At 60.6% G+C, this 18,522-nt stretch carries 22 protein-coding genes; 18 read left to right on the forward strand and 4 right to left on the reverse strand.

Translation table 11 applies throughout. From position 1 onward, the window contains the following. The 15 genes from F8N36_RS09870 to F8N36_RS09940 all read left to right on the forward strand — a co-directional run bounded on the left by F8N36_RS09870 (position 1) and on the right by F8N36_RS09940 (position 11,577). Entirely contained in the window at positions 1–453 is a 453-nt protein-coding gene (locus F8N36_RS09870; RefSeq protein ID WP_291332641.1) for a pyridoxamine 5'-phosphate oxidase family protein, read from the forward strand. A gap of 66 nt (positions 454–519) precedes the next feature. After that, the gene (locus tag F8N36_RS09875; RefSeq protein WP_291332642.1) at positions 520–1,914 is read left to right on the forward strand and encodes a 4Fe-4S ferredoxin; all 1,395 of its coding nucleotides are present in this window, start codon (positions 520–522) and stop codon (positions 1,912–1,914) included. A gap of 74 nt (positions 1,915–1,988) precedes the next feature. Then, positions 1,989–2,528 carry an HPP family protein gene (locus F8N36_RS09880; protein ID WP_291332643.1) on the forward strand — a complete coding sequence of 180 codons (540 nt, stop codon included), beginning with the start codon at positions 1,989–1,991 and terminating at the stop codon, positions 2,526–2,528. A gap of 151 nt (positions 2,529–2,679) precedes the next feature. After that, on the forward strand, positions 2,680–3,474 hold the full coding sequence (locus tag F8N36_RS09885; RefSeq protein ID WP_291332644.1) for an AzlC family ABC transporter permease: 795 nt from the start codon (positions 2,680–2,682) through the stop codon (positions 3,472–3,474). After that, positions 3,474–3,824, forward strand: a complete 351-nt coding sequence (locus F8N36_RS09890) for an AzlD domain-containing protein (RefSeq protein WP_291332645.1) — start codon at positions 3,474–3,476, stop codon at positions 3,822–3,824. The genes F8N36_RS09885 and F8N36_RS09890 overlap by 1 nt, the downstream gene beginning before the upstream one ends. Continuing rightward, the gene (locus F8N36_RS09895; RefSeq protein ID WP_291332646.1) at positions 3,824–4,123 is read left to right on the forward strand and encodes a DUF4911 domain-containing protein; all 300 of its coding nucleotides are present in this window, start codon (positions 3,824–3,826) and stop codon (positions 4,121–4,123) included. The genes F8N36_RS09890 and F8N36_RS09895 overlap by 1 nt, the downstream gene beginning before the upstream one ends. 197 nt (positions 4,124–4,320) lie before the next feature. Further along, positions 4,321–5,034, forward strand: a complete 714-nt coding sequence (gene pyrH / locus F8N36_RS09900; protein ID WP_291332647.1) for a UMP kinase — start codon at positions 4,321–4,323, stop codon at positions 5,032–5,034. 20 nt (positions 5,035–5,054) lie between these two features. After that, on the forward strand, positions 5,055–5,615 hold the full coding sequence (gene frr, locus F8N36_RS09905) for a ribosome recycling factor (RefSeq protein WP_291332648.1): 561 nt from the start codon (positions 5,055–5,057) through the stop codon (positions 5,613–5,615). A 119-nt stretch (positions 5,616–5,734) separates the two neighbouring features. Further along, a complete protein-coding gene (locus F8N36_RS09910; RefSeq protein WP_291332649.1) occupies positions 5,735–6,457 on the forward strand; it encodes an isoprenyl transferase in 723 nt (240 codons plus the stop codon). Continuing rightward, on the forward strand, positions 6,447–7,265 hold the full coding sequence (locus F8N36_RS09915; protein ID WP_291332650.1) for a phosphatidate cytidylyltransferase: 819 nt from the start codon (positions 6,447–6,449) through the stop codon (positions 7,263–7,265). The genes F8N36_RS09910 and F8N36_RS09915 overlap by 11 nt, the downstream gene beginning before the upstream one ends. A gap of 6 nt (positions 7,266–7,271) precedes the next feature. Next, a complete protein-coding gene (locus F8N36_RS09920; protein ID WP_291332651.1) occupies positions 7,272–7,397 on the forward strand; it encodes a hypothetical protein in 126 nt (41 codons plus the stop codon). Between the two features lie 110 nt (positions 7,398–7,507). After that, positions 7,508–8,836: a 1-deoxy-D-xylulose-5-phosphate reductoisomerase gene (gene dxr, locus F8N36_RS09925; protein ID WP_291332652.1), complete on the forward strand. Its 1,329-nt coding sequence runs from the start codon at positions 7,508–7,510 to the stop codon at positions 8,834–8,836. Continuing rightward, a complete protein-coding gene (rseP, locus tag F8N36_RS09930; protein ID WP_291332653.1) occupies positions 8,830–10,008 on the forward strand; it encodes an RIP metalloprotease RseP in 1,179 nt (392 codons plus the stop codon). Before dxr ends, rseP begins: the two co-directional genes overlap by 7 nt. Next, positions 10,008–10,862 (forward strand): tRNA (adenosine(37)-N6)-threonylcarbamoyltransferase complex dimerization subunit type 1 TsaB, encoded by an 855-nt coding sequence (tsaB, locus tag F8N36_RS09935; protein WP_291332654.1) that lies wholly within the window; start codon positions 10,008–10,010, stop codon positions 10,860–10,862. The genes rseP and tsaB overlap by 1 nt, the downstream gene beginning before the upstream one ends. Positions 10,863–10,959: 97 nt before the next feature. Continuing rightward, a complete protein-coding gene (locus F8N36_RS09940; RefSeq protein ID WP_291332655.1) occupies positions 10,960–11,577 on the forward strand; it encodes a nitroreductase family protein in 618 nt (205 codons plus the stop codon). Positions 11,578–11,671: 94 nt separating this feature from the next. Here F8N36_RS09940 and F8N36_RS09945 read toward each other — a convergent pair whose 3' ends face one another. Genes F8N36_RS09945 through F8N36_RS09960 form a run of 4 tightly spaced genes read right to left on the reverse strand, consistent with a single transcriptional unit; the run spans position 11,672 to position 15,789 of the window. Next, a complete protein-coding gene (locus F8N36_RS09945; RefSeq protein WP_291332656.1) occupies positions 11,672–12,514 on the reverse strand; it encodes a histidinol-phosphatase in 843 nt (280 codons plus the stop codon). Positions 12,515–12,539: 25 nt separating this feature from the next. Next, positions 12,540–13,466 (reverse strand): bifunctional riboflavin kinase/FAD synthetase, encoded by a 927-nt coding sequence (locus F8N36_RS09950; protein WP_291332657.1) that lies wholly within the window; start codon positions 13,464–13,466, stop codon positions 12,540–12,542. Positions 13,467–13,507: 41 nt separating this feature from the next. Next, entirely contained in the window at positions 13,508–14,005 is a 498-nt protein-coding gene (locus F8N36_RS09955; RefSeq protein ID WP_291332658.1) for a hypothetical protein, read from the reverse strand. Between the two features lie 38 nt (positions 14,006–14,043). Continuing rightward, positions 14,044–15,789 (reverse strand): DEAD/DEAH box helicase, encoded by a 1,746-nt coding sequence (locus tag F8N36_RS09960; protein ID WP_291332659.1) that lies wholly within the window; start codon positions 15,787–15,789, stop codon positions 14,044–14,046. Between the two features lie 254 nt (positions 15,790–16,043). Between F8N36_RS09960 and hisI the strand changes: the two genes are divergently transcribed. The 3 genes from hisI (at position 16,044) to F8N36_RS09975 (ending at position 18,334) form a co-directional block, all read left to right on the forward strand. Next, a complete protein-coding gene (hisI, locus tag F8N36_RS09965) occupies positions 16,044–16,460 on the forward strand; it encodes a phosphoribosyl-AMP cyclohydrolase (protein WP_291332660.1) in 417 nt (138 codons plus the stop codon). A gap of 12 nt (positions 16,461–16,472) precedes the next feature. Beyond that, positions 16,473–17,366 (forward strand): ATP phosphoribosyltransferase, encoded by an 894-nt coding sequence (gene hisG, locus F8N36_RS09970; RefSeq protein ID WP_291332661.1) that lies wholly within the window; start codon positions 16,473–16,475, stop codon positions 17,364–17,366. A 194-nt stretch (positions 17,367–17,560) separates the two neighbouring features. Then, positions 17,561–18,334: a YkgJ family cysteine cluster protein gene (locus F8N36_RS09975; RefSeq protein ID WP_291332662.1), complete on the forward strand. Its 774-nt coding sequence runs from the start codon at positions 17,561–17,563 to the stop codon at positions 18,332–18,334. Positions 18,335–18,522 lie beyond the last annotated feature (188 nt).

Genomic DNA, 18,522 nt, shown 5'->3' on the forward strand with positions numbered 1-18,522 from the left:
ATGCGCAAACAGGACCGCGAATGCCTCGATCCGGCATTTTTTGACGAAGTTTTTTCCACAGCCGAAGACCTCTGTCTGGCCATGCATGACGGGGATTTTCCCTATGTCATTCCCCTCAATTTCGTGCACCTGGGCAACTGCGTCTACATTCACTGTGCCCTTGAGGGGCACAAGCTCGACTGTATCCGCAACAATCCCAATGTGGCCTTTACCCTGGCGGCCGATGTGCGCATTCATCAGGAAAAATCCACTACCTACTATAAATCCGTTTGCGGCACTGGCCGCGCAGTGCTTGTGGAAGACCCGGCCGAAAAAGGCCGCGCCCTTGATGCCCTGGCCAAACGCTATGCCGCCCTGTGCCCCACGCCCACGCCAGATGCGGCCCTGGCCCGCACAGGCGTTGTACGTATTGATGTTGTGAACCTGGTGGGCAAGCGCAAGCTGCCCAAGTAACTGATTCCCGTCATTGCCAGCGGCGCAATATTGCGCATAACAAGCTGTATTTTAAGGAAGTCTGACATGAGCGGAGCTTCCCGCCTTATCCCCTTGCCTTCATTCATCATGCTGTTGCCCGCAGGTGCGCACTTCTGGCGCAGCGGTCAGCCCGGCCTTGCCGCCACCTGTCTTGTGCTGGCCCTGCTGGCATGGAGCCGCGCCGCATGGGTACGGCTGCTGCTTCTGCTGGTGCTGCCACTGCTGGCCGCCCGGTGGATATGGAGTGCAGGCCAGTTTGTGCAGATGCGCATGCTCATGGGCGAGCCGTGGCACAGGCTGGCGGCCATACTGCTGACAGTTGCCCTGCTGACGGTTCTTGCCACATGGCCCCTTCTGCGCGTGACCGCGCAACAACGCTTCCACAAGGGCGAGGGCACGGCCCGCATCCAGCTTGCAGCGCTGTTCCTGTGCGTGGGCCTGCTGCTGCCGGTGTGGATCATGAAGCCAGACCTGCTTGTTCTGGAACGCTTTTTCCCCCAATGGGGCAGCCTGCAACTGACACTGGCCGGTGTGTGGGCCGCCCTTGCCGCAGGCTGGCTGAGCGGTAAAAAATCGCCGCAGGCCAGAATGCGTCTGTGGCGTTTGTTCTCCATGGTTTTCTTTGCCCAGCTGGTTCTGGGGCTGCTGCTTGAAAGCCGCTTTCTGCTGAGCGGCCAGCTGCACCTGCCTGTTCCGGGGCTTATTGCCGCAGCGCCCGTGTACCGGGGTGGCGGTTGGTTCATGCTTGGGTTGTTCAGCTTTTCCACCCTGCTTGCGGGCGCCGCGTGGTGCAGCCACCTGTGCTATTTTGGCGTATGGGACGCCACGGCGGCCAAGGCCTGTGCTGGTGGTCCCCGCGGCCTTATCCGCATGGCCAAATCTTCAGATACCGCCGACACCGAGGCAAGCCCGTCTGCACGTCAGGATATCCCCTGCCGCGCACCTGCGTGGCTGCCGTACCTGCGGCTGGTCATGCTGGCCCTGACCCTTGGCATTCCCCTGTTGCTGCGTCTTACAGGCGCACCGGTAGAAGCGGCGCTGAGCTGTGGCCTGCTGTTGGGCCTGCTGGCCCTGCCTGCTTCGCTGCTGGTCAGCCGCAAGGCCGGGTACCCCGCCTACTGCCGGGGGCTTTGTCCGCTGGGTCTGCTGGCAAAATGGCTGGGACGTATTGCGCCGTGGCGCGTACGGCGCACGGGCTCGTGCTGCCACTGCATGGCCTGCGTGCGCGTGTGCCGTCAGGATGCCATGGGTGACCCCGCAACCACCATTGCTCCCAACGCCGACTGCAACCTCTGCCGTGACTGCGTGGCTGTTTGCCCGCAAAAGGCGCTTTCCGTCACATTTTACGGGCTGCCCGGTTCGCAGGTATGGGCTGGCCCCACCTTTGTTGCGGTACTGGCCGCCCTGCACGCGGCCTTTCTTGCCATGGCCCGCATCTGACGCAGGCCGTGCATTTATAAACAGCCAAAACCGGTTTTGCAGCAATTCCTGTAACAACGAATCCGAGGATGCCTATGATGCGTGTTCTGCGCCGCCTGCGTGCGGGAACCATGGCCCCGCCACGGGCCGACTGGAATGAAATTTTCTGGGCATGGGCTGGCAGCTGCCTTTCCATCATCTGCCTTGCCATGCTGGAACGCCTGAGCGCCCAGGAATGGAACCTGCCGCTGCTTATCGGCTCGTTCGGTGCGTCTGCGGTGCTGGCCTTTGGCGCGCCCCACAGTCCGCTGGCCCAGCCCCGCAACCTTGTGGGCGGCCATGTGCTTTCTGCTCTGGTGGGTGTTACCTGCCAGCTGCTGCTCAGCGATGATCCCGTTCTGGCATCGGGACTGGCCGTTTCCACGGCCATTGCCCTCATGCACGCAACCCAGACCCTGCACCCTCCGGGTGGCGCAACGGCCCTGATTGCGGTTATCGGCGGCCCCGGCATCCACAAGCTGGGCTACTGGTATGTCATTTTGCCCTGCGCGGCTGGTGCCATATGCATGCTGGCCCTGGCCTATGTGGCCAACAACCTCGCCGCCCGCAAGAGGTACCCGCTGTTCTGGTGGTAGATGCAGCGTGGTGCGGACAAACGCCGCATCTGTCATCTGCCCGACGATTCCCCCTCCTCACATTCCCTGCGCTCCGACTGGCTGCCCTCTGGCTTGCCAGCCGGAGCCAAAGGGAGTAGCGTCATTGCCTTACTTTTATCGAGGTTATGACATGTCTGGCATTTCTTCCGCTTCCCCCCTGGCGGAGGGCCTGCGGCGCGCACTGCCCATCGTACTGGGCTACCTGCCCGTGGGCTTCGCGTTTGGGGTTCTTGCAGTCAAAAACAATATATCTCCGTCACTGGCAGTCGCCATGTCTGTGCTCATGTTTTCCGGTTCCGGACAGTTTGTCTTTGCCGGAATGTGGGGCGCTGGCGCAAGCGCGCTTTCCATCATTGCGGCGGTGTTTATTGTAAACCTGCGCTACCTGCTGCAATCGGCCGCAGAGTCCCCCTGGCTTACGGGCCTGCCGCGCATGCAGCGCTTTTTGCTGGGGCTGGGCCTCACGGACGAAACCTTTGCCGTACACGTAACGGCCTTTCAGAACGGCTGGCAGCGCAGCCTCACCACGCTTTTTGTGTGCAACCACACTGCCCAGCTCGGCTGGGTTTCTGGCGCAGCCATTGGGGCCTTTTGCGGCGAACTGGTCAGCGACGTCAAACCCCTTGGGCTGGATTATGCCCTCACAGCCATGTTTCTTGCCCTGCTGGTGCCGCAGTGCGTCAGCCGCCTGCATGTGCTGGTGGCGCTGTTCACCACGGTGCTTTCCATCAGCCTCAAGGCTGCTGGTATGACCCAGTGGAACATTGCCGTGGCAACCGTACTTGGGGCCAGCCTTGGCACGTGGCTTTTGCTGCGCAAGGCCCGCTGTGAGGGAGCGCCCTGCGACCTTGCAGCCAATGGGCACACCCCGACCCGCAACAGCGCCGCAAATATGGGCACAGCCTGCACAGAGGAGGCAGAATAATGAGCCAGACCGGATGGTTCAGCGCCAACAGCGCGTTGCTGCTCTGCCTGCTGGGCAGCGTTGTGGTTACCCTGCTGCCCAAGATTCTGCCCGTCACCTTTTTAAAGGGCGACAGCCTGCCCCCGCTGCTGCGGCACTGGCTCTCGTTTGTGCCGGTGGCCGTCATGGCAGCTCTGGTGGGGCCAGATGTGTTCTTTTATGAAGGGCACTTCAATGCCGGGCCGTCCAACCTTTTTCTGATGGTTTCCCTGCCTGCCCTGCTGGTGGCATGGTGGACAAAAAACTATTTTCTCACCATTGCCTTTGGTCTGGCGCTGGTGATTCTGGCCCGCTTTACAGGGTTATACTGATGCCCCGGGCCAGCAACCACGGAGACTGCCCGCCAGCCCTGCGCGAGCGGCGCAAACCTGCTCCCGCACTGCCGCCCCCCACGCACAGCGGCAATCTGCTGGTGCGCCTTGCACCAGCACATACGGGCCTGTTCCGCTTTTTGCTTGAGGCCTACGACCACGTGGCCTATTTTACGGTGCTTGAAAACAAGACAGCCCTGCTGCGGGTGATTTTTTCGCCCCACCGTGAGCGTGAAGCGCGCGAGGCCCTCAAGCAGATAGCCCAGAGCCTGCCCATGAGCGTGGAGGAATGGCCCTGACATGAGGGCAATGCCTGTTTTTTTGCATGGATATGGACGGCTGAACCTTCCGGCCGGGGAACCCTGCGCAAAAACACTTTGAGCTGAGCGTAATTTCTGTTACATTTTATTCGTTTTGGGGCGGGGCCAAAAGTCCAGCCCTTTTCCTGCGTCTGGCGCAAGCCCGCAACACCTCAAGCCTTTACCAAGGCGGACCCATGCCCACACTGAAATACAAGCGCGTGCTGCTCAAGCTGAGCGGCGAGGCCCTGGCCGGTGAAAACAAGACCGGTATCGACCCTGCAACCGTAGCCACCATCTGCCGCGAAATCGGCACCGTGCTCGAAATGGGCGTCGAAATGGCCCTTGTGATTGGCGGGGGCAATATTTTTCGCGGGCTTTCCGGCTCGGCCAAGGGTATGGAACGCTCGTCTGCCGATTACATGGGCATGCTCGCCACCGTGCTCAACGCCCTTGCAGTGCAGGACATGCTGGAAAAGCTGGGCTACCCCACACGTGTGCTCTCGGCCATCACCATGCAGGAAGTGTGCGAGCCCTTCATTCGCCGCCGCGCCCTGCGCCACATGGAAAAAGGCCGCGTGGTCATTTGCGCCGCCGGTACGGGCAACCCCTACTTTACCACCGACACCACCGCTGCCCTGCGCGGCATGGAACTGAAGTGCGATGCCATCATCAAGGCCACCAAGGTGGACGGCATCTACGACAAGGACCCCGCCAAATATCCCGATGCCGTCAAGTTCGACAGCATCACCTACGATGAAACCCTGGCGCGCCACCTGGGCGTCATGGACGCTACGGCCTTTGCACTTGTGCGCGACAACAACGTGCCCATCATCGTGTGCCGCATGTTCGGCGGCGACATCTGCCGCGCCGTCACCGGCGAAACCGTGGGAACCATCGTTCAGAACTAGAGCCCCCAAGGAGAATACTGATGGATATAGACAGCATCCTTCTGGACGCCGAAGAACGCATGGAAAAAGCCGTTACCGCTCAGGAACGTGACTTTTCCAAGCTGCGCACTGGCCGCGCCTCCACCGCGCTGGTAGACGGCATCAAGGCCGACTACTATGGCACACCCACGCCCATCAGCCAGATGGCCTCCGTGTCTGTGCCCGACAGCCGCACAGTTGCCATCCAGCCTTGGGACAAGGGCGGCATTTCAATCATTGAAAAGGCCATTCTCAAGTCTGACCTGGGCCTTACGCCCGTGAACGATGGCAAGCTCATCCGCATCATGCTGCCGCCGCTCACCGAAGACCGCCGCAAGGAACTGGTCAAGGTAGCCCGCAAATATACCGAAGAAGCCAAGGTGGCGGTTCGCAACGTGCGTCGCGACGCCAACGACAGCCTTAAAAAGCTGGAAAAAGACAAGGCCATCAGCGAAGACGAACAGAAGAAGGCTTCTGAAGACGTGCAAAAGCTGACGGACAAGTTTGTGGCCGAAGCCGACAAGAAATGCACGAACAAAGAAAAAGAAATTATGGAAATCTAGCCCGTGGCGGGTCATCCGCCGGGGATGCGCGCGCCCCGCAGGCAACTGCGGGGCGCGGCCTTGCTGCATAGTTGCAGTATGGCCGCGGGCCCGCAGGACATATCACCACAGGCTTTTGCATGACGGATCATCCAGACAAGCTGCCCACCCATCTTGCCATCATCATGGACGGCAACGGCAGGTGGGCCCAGGCACGAGGCCTGCCCCGCGAAGCGGGACACCGTGCAGGTGCCGAAACAGTGCGCGCCATCGTGACCGAATGCCGGTCGCTGGGCATACGCCACCTCACTCTCTACACCTTTTCCAGCGAAAACTGGAACCGCCCCAAGACCGAGATCAGCGCCCTGTTCAGCCTTTTGATGGAATTTCTGAGCCGCGAGGTTCCGCGCATGGTAGATCAAGGCATTACCATGCGGGTGCTGGGCGACCTGGACTCCATGCCCCTTGCCCAGCGCACAGCCCTACGCCACGCCATCAAACGTACCGAGGGCGGCAAGGACATGGTGCTCAACCTTGCGCTCAACTACGGCGGCAGGGGCGAGATTGTACGCGCCGTGCAAAACATGCTGCGCGAAGGTCTGCGGCCTGAAAACGTGACCGAGCAGACCCTGGCCGACCATCTGTACACAACCGGACAACCGGACCCCGACCTGCTTGTCCGCACCAGCGGCGAGCAGCGCCTGAGCAACTACCTGCTCTACCAGTGCGCCTACAGCGAGCTGTATTTCACGCCCGTGCCATGGCCGGACTTCGATGCCGCGCAACTGCGCATGGCACTTGATGCCTATGCTGCCCGTTCGCGCCGCTTCGGCAAAACACAGGAGCAAATTGATGCCCATTGATCCTTCAACACAGTCCATCGACATTCGCCGCATCTTTACCGGTATTGCCCTTGCAGCGGTCTTGTTGCTGGTACTCTGGCTCAGGGGCCTGCCCCTTCTGTTCGTCATTCTGCTGGTCTGCGCCCTTGGCTTGTGGGAATTTTACTCGCTGTTCTGGGGACCCACGGGCCGCGTGCCCAGCCGCGTCTGCGCCATCGTGCTTGGCTGGGGCATGATCTGCCTCACCTGGATGCACAGACCGCAGGACGCACTGGTCTTTCTGGGCGCGGGTTTTGTGCTGGCATCCATGAGTTTTCTTTTCAGGTGGGACGTTATCGAGGACGACAATGCCTTTGCCTCCAGCGGCATCTTTATGGCAGGCCTGGCCTATGTGCCTCTGCTGCTGTTGCCGGCCACCTATCTTTCCACCACCAAGCTCATCTTTGTCATTGCCGCCGTGGCCATTTCTGACACATCGGCCTACTTTGTGGGCACGCGCTTTGGTCACCACAAGCTGTGGCCCCGCGTAAGCCCCAAAAAGAGCTCTGAGGGCGCGGTGGGCAGCCTTGTGGGTTGCGTAATTTTTTGTGCCATTTACGGCGAAATCTACGGCAAGACAGGCTGGTTCTCTTTTGCGCTGCTGGGCATTGCCATCAACGCATTTGCCCAGCTGGGCGACCTTTTTGAATCGGCACTCAAGCGCTCGGTCAACATCAAGGACTCCGGAAACCTGTTGCCCGGTCACGGTGGCATCCTTGACAGGGCGGACAGCCTGCTGTTTGCCATGCCCATGGTGGCCGTTGTGGACCAGTGGTTCTTTTTCTTTTAGGGCATCATGCCCATTGCCGCTGTTTGCGGTGACGGGCGGCGCATGCTGGCAACTGGACAGTTACCGGCTGCGCCGCTCGCCTGCCCCAACAGGCTGGCCAAGTGCCGGGGCATGACCGGATTTACCGGATGATTCCGGTTACCGGCCCCCACCGGAACGCTTGAATTTTTTGCCGCAGTACCTATCTTATGCGCACACGCGCTTCGAGTACCTGCGCGCGCCCATAAAAGGACAACCTCATCATGGCGCAACTTTGGCCCGGTCTGGGCGGCCCTTCCATCAATTACATTTCTGAAGCGCCCAGCGAAAGCTGGCAGCAAACATGGCCGCGCAGCCTTGTGCTGCTGGGTTCCACCGGCTCCATCGGGCGCAGCACGCTGGCCGTTGCTGCGGCGCACCCGCAACTTTTCCGCATGGTGGGTTTTGCATGTGCGCGCAATGTGCAGCGCCTGGCAGAGCAGGCCCTTGAATGGCGGCCACAGCACCTTGCCGTGCTGGATGAGGAATCCGCAGTAAAGCTGCGCGCCCTGCTGCCAGCAGATTACCGGCCCCACATCCTTGTGGGCCGCGAAGGCTACGCGGAACTGGCCTCGCTGCCAGAAGCCTCTACCGTGCTGTCTGCGCAGGTCGGCGCGGCGGGCCTTGCCGGAACACTTGCCGCGGCTCTCGCCGGCAAGGTGATCTGTCTTGCCAACAAGGAATCGCTGGTGCTGGCGGGCGACCTTGTGCGCCGCGTATGCGCCCGCACAGGCGCCGTGGTGCTGCCAGTTGATTCCGAGCACAACGCCATTTTCCAGTGCCTCGCTGGTCGCGGGCAGGAAGTGGAAAGGCTCATTCTTACGGCCTCCGGCGGGCCATTCCGCGGCTGGAGCCGCGAGGCCCTGAACGGCGTCACCATCGAGCAGGCCCTCAACCACCCCAACTGGAGCATGGGCGCCAAGATCACCATTGACTCGGCCACGCTCATGAACAAGGGGCTAGAGGTTATCGAGGCTTTTCACCTCTACGGCTTGCCTGTCGAGCGCATCAAGGTTCTGGTGCACCCGCAGTCTGTGGTGCATTCGCTTGTGGAATTTCATGACGGCAGCCAGCTTGCACAGCTGGGTACGCCCGACATGCGCATGGCCATTGCCGCCTGCCTGCTCTGGCCCCGCTGTGTTCCGGTAAACGTGCCGCCCCTTGACCTCACGGCCAAGCCGCTTACCTTCCACGAACCGGACGAATCTGCATTTCCCTGTCTTGGGCTTGCCAAACAGGTGCTTGAAAACCGCGGCGGACGTTGCGTTGTGCTTAACGCCGCCAACGAGGCCGCAGTAGACCTGTTTCTCAACGGTCGCTGCGCCTTTATGGACATACCCCGGCTGATAGAGGCCGCACTGGAGGCGCACGGCGCTTCCAACCCCGGCAACCAGCCTTTCTGCACGCCTCTTGACGGCCCGGCCCAGCCCGCAAACGCGGACGCCGCCCTGAAACTTGAGGCGCATACATTGGCGGATCGCATGCAGAGTCTTGACCGCCAGAGCCGCGAGCTTGTGTACACCCTTGCCCGCGACGGAGGTTCCTTGTGCTGACAACAGTTATTGCCGTAGTGGTCGTTCTTGGCGGCCTGATATTTTTTCACGAACTGGGGCACTTTGCCGTAGCCCGCTGGCTGGGCATGGGTGTTTCGACCTTTTCTCTGGGGTTTGGCCCCAAAATACTCAAATACCGCAAGGGCAAGACGGAATACGCCCTTTCGCTGGTTCCGCTGGGCGGCTATGTGGCTCTGGTGGGCGAAAGCGATCCCAAGGACATTCCCGCTGGCTTTACCGAAAAAGAAAGCTTTGCCCTGCGCCCCGCATGGCAGCGCCTGCTTGTGGTGGCTGCTGGCCCTGCGGCCAATATCATTCTGGCATGGCTGCTGTGCTGGGCTCTGGCCCTTGGCTGGGGTACGCCCATTCTGCTGCCGCAGGTTGGCGGCGTGGTGCAGAACGGCCCGGCTGACAAGGCGGGCATACAGCCCGGCGACACCATTGTGAGCATCAACGGCCTTGCCGTTAACAACTGGCAGGCCATGGCCGACACCATTGCCCAGAGCAACGGCAAAACGCTTGAAGTGACCCTTTCGCGGCCCGACATGGCCCCGCAGGCGAATAAAGAAGCGCTGGCCGATGAAACGGTCAAAATGGAACAGGCCGAGACCGCTCAGACGCAACAGGGCATGATCATCAGCGTGGAACTGACGCCCGAGCGCTCTACCCGCAAGACCATTTTTGGTGAAGAAGAAAGCGCATGGCTCATCGGCATACGCAACTCTGGTGCGGTACGCCTTGAACGCCACAGCTTTGCTGGCGCTGCCGTTGCCGGTGCAGGACAGACCGCCGACATGGTTTCGCTAACCTGGCAAAGCTTTGTGAAGCTGGCCGAGCGAGTTGTGCCACTGGATCAGGTGGGCGGGCCCATCATGATCATGCAGATGGTCGGCAAACAGGCCCACGAGGGTCTTGCAGGCCTGCTGGCCCTGGCCGCGCTGATCAGCATCAACCTTGGCATCCTGAATCTTTTGCCCATACCCGTGCTTGACGGCGGACAAATTGTTTTTTGCCTGTGGGAAATCATTTTTCGCCGCCCGCCCAATCCGCGCTTTCAGGAATACGCCATGCGCGTGGGCATTGCCCTCCTTGTGGCGCTCATGCTGCTGGCAACCTACAATGACTTGTGGCGTATTCTCAAAAATACCGGATGGTTCGGGAGCGGTTCATAATGCAGGCTGGCACCGGGCTGGAGCTGATTCTTAACGCCGCCGAGGGCGCGTTGCAGATCGTTGTGACCGAAGACGAGCGGCTGCTCTGCGTGCAGGAATGGCACAAGGCCGACCGGGCTACGGAAATTCTGGCTCCGGCGCTGGCCGAAATATGCACAACACTTGGCATAGCGCCCGCCGCCTTTCGCCGCATAGCCTGCGTGCGCGGGCCGGGGTCGTTTACCGGCATACGGCTGGTGCTCACCACTGCCGCTGCCCTGCGCCGCGTGGGTCAGGCCCGCCTTGCGGGCCTGGACTACATGCAGGCCCTGGCCACCAGCGCCGTGCTGCAGCACAACCTGTTTTACGGCACCCCCGTGTGGGTGCTCACACATGCCCGCCGTAATCTTGTGCATTGCCAGCCTTTTATGTCGTATGGCCCGCAAATTCCGGCCCAGCCGGGTAAGGCCGTAGACCTGTGCTCGCCGCAGGAGGCCCTGCGCCGCATGCAGGCCACCGTGCACGCTCCCCTGCCCGAAGGCACAGACCCGCACCGGTGCATCCATGTTTGCGGCAGCGGTCTGACCCGCAATGCCGACGTGTTTGGTGAACTGACGGGTATGCGCATGATTGTGGCTCCCGAGCAGGCAGAGATGATCGCCATGCCGCGTCTGGTCAGCCCGGATACGGCCTCGCTGTGTCTGCTGGCCCGCCACGGTGACTATTTTGACGCCGATATAGAGCCACTGTACGTGCGCCCCTGTGACGCCGTTGAAAACCTGCCCCAGCTGGCCCCCCGCATGGGCATGAGCGGTGAACACGCCCTTGCCGCCCTTGATTCCATGCTTGAACGCGCCCCCCAAAGCGAAATTTGAATCATTCCGGCCCGGCCCACAGCACAAGCCCGTTGTGCGGATCAAATTTCATAGCAATACACTGTGCTTACCATTCAACCATCACGCGGAGAACCCCATGATCCGTAACATCCGTCATTCACTCTCCATGCTCCTCTCTCTGGCCGCTCTGGCGCTCATGCCCGCAAGCCCCAGCCTTGCTCAGGCGGCAGAAACTCCCGTGCGCATGGAGCTGCCCACCCCCAGCAAGAGCGGCGGCATGCCCCTGATGCAGGCCCTGAACGAACGGCATTCTACCAAAACAAAATACAGTGGTGCGGCCCTTGCGCCGCAGCAGCTCAGTGACCTTTTGTGGGCCACTTGGGGAAAAAACCGCGTAGATGGCCGCAGAACAGCCCCCACAGCCATGAACAAACAGGATGTACGCGTCTATGTGGCCCTTGAAAACGGAGTGTGGCTGTATGATGCGGACAATACCCTGATCAAGGTACTGGACGGAGACTGGCGCGGTGAAATGGGCGGTGGGTCGCTTACCCTGCTCTACGCCATTCCGCAGGCCAACGAATGGGGCGGCGCGCATGTGGGTTCGCTGTACCAGAATGCGGGCCTCTACTGCGCCTCTGCCGGACTGGGCAACTTTGTGCACGTTTCGGGCATGCGCACCCTTGACGGCAAACTGGCCCTACCTGAAGGCTGGAAGATCTATATCATCCAGACCGTGGGCCTGCTGAAATAACCACACTGGCTTAACACGCACAAAGCCCCCGTTCCTTGCCGGAGCGGGGGCTTTTTTACACTCCAAAAAGATACGTGGCAGGCAGACCCGCCAGCTAGAAATCCAGCACCCGGCGTTCGCGCCCCACGCAGATGCGGCTGCGTGTAAATCCGTACGAGGCGGCATAGGCGGCCAATTCGCCAAAGTGCGAGCCGGTGTCTTCTGTGTTGTGCGCGTCGGAGCCAAAGCTGATGGTCAGCCCAAGGTCTGCCGCCAGCCGCATGATGGCCGGGCCGGGATACGGCTCTTGGAAAGGTTTGCGCAACCCGGCAGAAGAAACCTCCATGGCAGTATCAGTGGCGCGCATGGCTTCGAGCACGGCGGCAATGCGGTCTGTGCTGCCGGGCAGGGCCAGCCATGACTGAAAATCATCGTAGCAGCAAACCTTGATGAAGTCGGGGTGGGCCACCACATCAACCATGCCACTGGCGGCCAGCCCGCGCATGATTTCATAATAGGCATCGTAGCGGGCAAAACGCTCGGCGCGCTCCACCTCCGGCCCCCAGCAACGCGGCGAACCTACCGGCACGTCACCCACAAAATGCAGGCCGCCGATGATGTAGTCAAAGGGGTAATGGCTGATCACGTCGCGCATCCAGGGCATGTTCACGGGCAGCCAGTCCAGCTCCATGCCCATGAGCACGCGCGGCCATCCCGGCCTGTTGCCAGCATGGCTGGCCGACTGTTCCCTGAGAGCCATGACCTCGGCTGCATAGGCGGGGAAAGTAACGGCGAGGTCGCCCTTGTACAGGGGGCACGAATAGCCAGGCGGCAGAGGCGAATGCTCGGAGAAGCCGTACCATGCCAGATTGCGCGCTCTGGCGGCGGCAAACATTTCGCTTACGGTGGCAAGACCGTGTGAAGCTATGGTGTGGTTATGGACGTCGGCGCAGATCATGCTTTCTCCTGCCGTTGCGGCCCGCCTAGTACGCAGCCTGCGCCAGCAGGGAGCGGGTGTCTTTTACGTCCTGGGCAATGCGCTCTTTGAGGGCTTCCACCGAGGCAAAGCGCTCTTCGCCGCGCACGCGGGCCACAAATTCCAGACGCATCATCTGGCCGTAAAGATTTTTGCCGTCTTCGAGCAGAAAGGTTTCTACACCGAGCTCGTTGTCGCCAAAGGTAGGTTTGCGCCCCACGCAGGTGACTGCGGGCCACTTATGCCCGTTGAGCGAGGCGCGGGTGGCGTACACGCCTTCCACAGGCAGCACCACCTCGGGCTTGCGCTGGTTGGCGGTGGGAAAGCCCAGTCCGGCACCACGCCCGTCGCCGTGCACAACCTCGCCCGTGAAGCCGTGGAACCGACCCAGCAGGGTTGCAGCCCGCGCCACATCGCCCTGGCCGATCAGCCCGCGCAAAGAGGTGGAACTGACCACCGTACCGCTCACAAGCACAGGTTCAAGCTGCTCAACTGTAAACCCCGTGAGCGCGCCCAGCTCGCGCAGAACGGAAACCTGCCCGCCACGGTTGCGGCCCAGTGTAAAATCATACCCCACCACAAGACGGCGCAGCTGCATGGGCGCAAGAATATCCTGCACAAAGGTGCCCGCATCCAGCGAGGCCAGCTCGCGGCTAAAGGGCAGCTCAAGTACAAAGGGCACGCCCAGCGCTTCCAGCAGGGCAAACCTGTCTTCGCGCGTGGTCAGGGGCATATGCCCGCGCTCGGGAAAAAGCACCTGACGGGGGTGCGGCCAGAAGGTCATGACCACAGGGGTCAGCCCTTCCTGCGCGGCGACCTCCAGCGTGCGGTGGATGAGCGCCTGATGCCCAAGGTGAACGCCGTCAAAATTGCCAATGGTGACCGCTGCCCCGGCAAGGGTGCCCAGCGCGTCTACTGAATGAACGATTTTCATTATGTATGTTGGTTCCCGAACAGATAACGCACGTCCGGCGTCTAGATGAGCCGGTCGAAAACGAGTTTGTAAATCTTGCGGATGTGCAGCACCAGCTTGAGGTTGATGCTTTTAGCCTGATTGGGATCCTGGGTGGAAAATGAGCACAGATGCCGCGCCACCTCGCTAAAGTCGGCATCGCCGCGCGGCTCGAGCATGGCCCAGTATTCCCTGGCCCGGTTCAGCAGGTGGGCGCTGTGCTTGTCCCTGTGGGCCTGCGCGTATTCCTGCAAAAAGAGCTCAAACATACACGTGGCATCCACGGGAAAAGACCGCGCCAGTGCGAGCCGCCACAGGGCAATATACAGCCCCGTCAGCTCACCCTGCATCTGGCGGCGGCGCATGAACTGCATGCGTTTGACGCCCATCAGTTCAAGCTCAAGCGTAAAGTCGGCATCTGCCAGCAATGCCTTGAAATTCTCCAAGGCCGCCCGGGCGGCTTCGTGAGGGGCTTTGTCGCGCACTGCCCCCTGTGCGGTGGTATCTTCGCTGTTCTGCATGGCTGTCACACTGTATGGTTACAATAAAACCCAAATGCCTAGTTTTCGCCCTCGTGGGACGAACCCTGGCCCTGCCCCTCGGCAGATTGCCCTGCAGCACCCTCTGTTCCCTGCGCGCCACGACTGCGCGATGACCGGCGGCGGCGTTTGCCCGACCGCGCAGGTCTGCTCTCGCCCGAAGCGGCATCGCTTGCCGTTCCTTCCTGAGCGGAGGCCCATTCTTTCACCATGGGCTGGCCTTCGGCGGCATCACTGCCGCGGCCTCCCGAGGGCTTGCCGCGCCCGGAGCGCGAACGTCCCTGCCGCCCCTGGCCTTGCTGCCCCTGACCCTGCATCTTCGAGGCTGCACGGGGCTGCCCGTCGGGAAAGCGCGTTTCACGCAGGCTTTCCTGATGGCAGGAGTCCAGCAGCATGGCCAACAACAGCACGTTGTCTTCTTCATCGCTCTGCGTCGCTAGATCGCGCGCAAGCTGAGCGTAACGCCCAACGCGCATGCGCTCAAGCCCCGTAAGGTTGCGAAAACGCCCCTCAAGAATGGCCGTGAGGCGTGTGCCCGCCACCCTCGCCACGTCTTCATCAGAGGGCAGGGGCATATTCATGATGCCGATCTTGTAGTGCTTGGCGATGCGGTCAAGCTCCATGCGCTGCATGACATCCACCAGCGAAATGACCGTACCGGCAGCGCCAGCCCGGCCCGTGCGTCCGGCACGGTGAATGTAGCTTTCGTGGTCTTCCGGCGGTTCGTACAGAAAAACGTGCGAAAGCTGCGGAATATCAATGCCGCGCGCCGCCACGTCTGTAGCCACAAGATACTGCAGTTTTCCTTGACGGATCTTTTCAAGCACGGCCTCGCGCCGCGACTGCGAAAGATCTGCGGAAAGCTCGTCGGCACTGTAGCCAAAGCCCTGCAAAACGCCCGTCACATAGTGCACGTTAGACTTGGTATTGCAAAAAATAATGGCCGAAGCGGGGTTTTCGGTTTCCAGCAGGCGCACCAGTGCCCGGTCTTTATCCATGGGCTTCACCTCGCAAAAGAGGTGCTGCACTTCAGCCACATGCACTTCTTTTTGCGAAAGCGAAAGCATGGCCGGCTCGGCCATGAATTCTCGCGCCAGCTTGAGCACATGGGGCGGATACGTGGCGGAAAACAGGCAGGTGTGGATGCGTTTTTGCGGCAGATACCGCTGGATTTCCTTCATGTCGGGATAAAACCCGATGGAAAGCATGCGGTCGGCCTCGTCAAAAACCAGCACGCGCAGGTCGCGCAGATCCATGGTGCGGCGCAGCAGGTGGTCAAGCACACGTCCGGGCGTGCCCACAATAACCTGCGCACCATCGCGCAGGGCATCCATCTGCTTTTTGTAGCCCACGCCACCGTATACGGCGACAGTGCGGATGCCGGTATCTGCAAAAATTATTGCTGCCTCGCGCTCAACCTGAACGGCGAGCTCACGCGTGGGGGCAAGCACCAGGGCCTGCGGTGCCTTGAGGTCGGCAGAAAGATGGGGAAGCATGGGCAAGAGGTAGCAGCCGGTTTTGCCGCTGCCGGTGCGTGACTGCACCATGATGTCGCGCCCGGCCAGCAGATAGGGCAGGGCCAGCGACTGCACAGGCATAAGGCTTTGCCAGCCCGCCCGACGGCAGGCCTCGCCCACGGCCTGGGGCAGTTCTTCAAGAGTGACCCTGGGCAGTGAGTCTTCGGGTTCGCTGACGGCTATGCCTTGCAGCACGGCATCAGTTGCAGCATCCGCATGTTCATTAACGGAGGAATCGTATTCTGCCATGTATTTTCCCGGCGGCACACCCGCCATAAATAAGTGTTTTGCTAACGGGACAGCATGCCACACACGCCGCTGATTCGCAAGTTGCGGCTTGCAGGGCGCAGCCTGCGCGCCCGATCAACGCCATGCTTGCGTCCTTGGGCGCTTGCAGGTAGATTTAACTGTTTGCGCGGACCAAGCCGCGCCCGATCAACCCGTATTTTTTGCCCTGGCGTGCCGCACTGCGCACACGCGACCGGCGCAACAAAGGAGGCTCCATGTCCTCTTCCCACTCTGGCGGTGAGGCCCTGGAAGGCAACGCCGACTTTCAGCCCGATTTCAGCAAGGGGCTTTTGCCCGCCATTGCGCAGGATTGCGACAGCGGTGAAGTGCTCATGCTGGCCTATATGAATGCAGACGCCTGGCGCAAAACCCTTGAAACCGGCGAGGCCCATTACTGGAGCCGCAGCCGCAAGGAGCTGTGGCACAAGGGCGGCACTTCGGGCAATGTGCAAAAAGTACGCTCAGCGCGGCTTGATTGTGACAATGATACCATACTGCTGCTCATTGAGCAGATTGGCGGCGCTGCCTGTCATACGGGCAGACGCTCCTGCTTTTACAGGGAACTGAAGCAAGGCTCGGTGCGGGAATGCAGCCCGCAGGTTTTTGACCCCAAAAAAGTCTACGGTCGATAGAAGGAAATTCTCATGAGCGCGGATACCATGCCCATTATCAAGCTTGGCGTGCCCAAGGGCTCGCTTGAAGACGCAACCATCAACCTTTTTGAACGCGCGGGCTGGAAAATCCGCAAGCATACGCGCAACTACTTTCCCGACATCAATGACCCCCAGATTTCCGCATCGCTCTGCCGCGTGCAGGAAATTGGCGAATATATCGAAGCGGGCGTGCTGGACGTGGGCATAACCGGCCTCGACTGGCTCACCGAGCGCAACCACGAAGACAAGGTGGTGCGCATTTCTGATCTTGTGTACTCCAAAACCTCCAATCGCCCTTGCCGCTGGGTGCTGGCCGTTGCGGGCGATTCGCCCTACCAGACCGCCGCCGACCTCGCTGGCAAGCGCATTGCCACCGAACTTCAGGGCCTGACCCAGCGCTACTTTGACAAAAAGGGTGTGAACGTCGACGTTTTCTACTCCTGGGGTGCCACCGAGGCCAAGGTTGTGGAAGGTCTGGCCGACGGCATTGTGGAAGTGACCGAAACCGGCACCACCATTCGCGCCCACGGTTTGCGCATCATTGACGAGGTCATGATTTCGTACCCCGTGCTGATCGCCAACAAAAAGGCGTGGGAAGATCCCGCCAAGCGCGCCAAGATCGAACAGCTCGACCTGCTTCTGCAGGGCGCACTGAAGGCTGAAAATCTGGTGGCTCTCAAGATGAACGCCCCGGCAGACAACCTGCCCGCCATTCTTGAAATGCTGCCCTCGCTTAATTCACCCACGGTTTCGCCCCTGCGTGATGGCCGCTGGCTGTCGGTTGAATCGGTGGTACAGATCGATGTGGTGCGCGACCTTATCCCCCGCCTGCGCGAGGCCGGTGCCGAAGGCATTATTGAGTACGCACTGAACAAGGTTATCTAGCATTTACAGCACCGCACGGCCTGACAGGGCAAACACTGCCCAACGACATAACAGCCCGTCAATACTGTAAAACTGCACATATCCATACGGCAAGGCGGCCTGCGCAAGCGGGCCGTCTTTTGCCCGCGCGGCGGGCATTACTGTTTTCCCCCGCCCCGCGCCGCCGCGCCACGGGCACGCAACCAGGAGTTCCCATGTCCTCTGACGCCAGCCGCGAACTGCTCGAAAGCCTACCAGAACTGCAGCCCGGCGAAACCTTCTGCTTTGACTGCAACCCTGATGTGCCCTGTTTTAACCGGTGCTGCGCCGAACTCACCCTGCCCCTCACGCCCTACGACGTACTGCGCCTGCGCCGTAACTTGGGCCTTGGCAGCGAAGAATTTCTTGCAACCTTCACCACCCTGCGGTCTTTTCCCGACACGGGTTTTCCCCTGCCCATGCTGCGCATGCTCGACGGGCCGGACGAACCCTGCCCATTTGTGACCCCCGCAGGCTGCTCGGTGTACGAAGACCGCCCCGGTGCATGCCGCTACTACCCCCTTGGGCGCGGCACCAAGATGGCGGCCGACGGAATTTCGGAGCGCTTCTTTGTGGTGCGCGAACCGCACTGCCTCGGCTTTGAAAAAGGCACGGTGCGCACACCGCGCCAGTGGCTCGAGAACGAAGAACTGCTGCCATTCAACGCCTCAAATGACCGCTACATGCGCCTTATGGCCATGGTTCGGGCGACGGGAAAACCACTTGAACCCAAGCTGGTAACCATGCTAGTGCTTTGTCTGTTCCAGCTCGACAAATTCCGTGAACTCATCACAAACATGCGCGTGTTCTCTCATGTGAACATCACCGAGGAACGCAAGGCTGCCATTCTGGAAGACAGCCAGAAAGGCGATGAGGCAGCCCTTGATTTTGGGCTGGACTGGATGGAGCTGGTGATATTTGGGCAGAGCGAAGGTTTGACAAAAAAATAATCTGCCCAATATTTCACAACCAAGGCAAAAAAGCGCCCCCCACAGTATTGCGCGGGAGCGCTTTTTCATATCCAGCGGTGGTCATTGAGCATTCTGACATACCAAAAAACTGGCTAATGATGGGACGATTTTCAGATAATTTTACCCTGAGCGCTGGCGCTCGTGATAAATTTCTTTTACAAATTCCA

It is taken from the genome of Desulfovibrio sp. (assembly GCF_009712225.1).
GTDB lineage: Bacteria > Desulfobacterota > Desulfovibrionia > Desulfovibrionales > Desulfovibrionaceae > Desulfovibrio.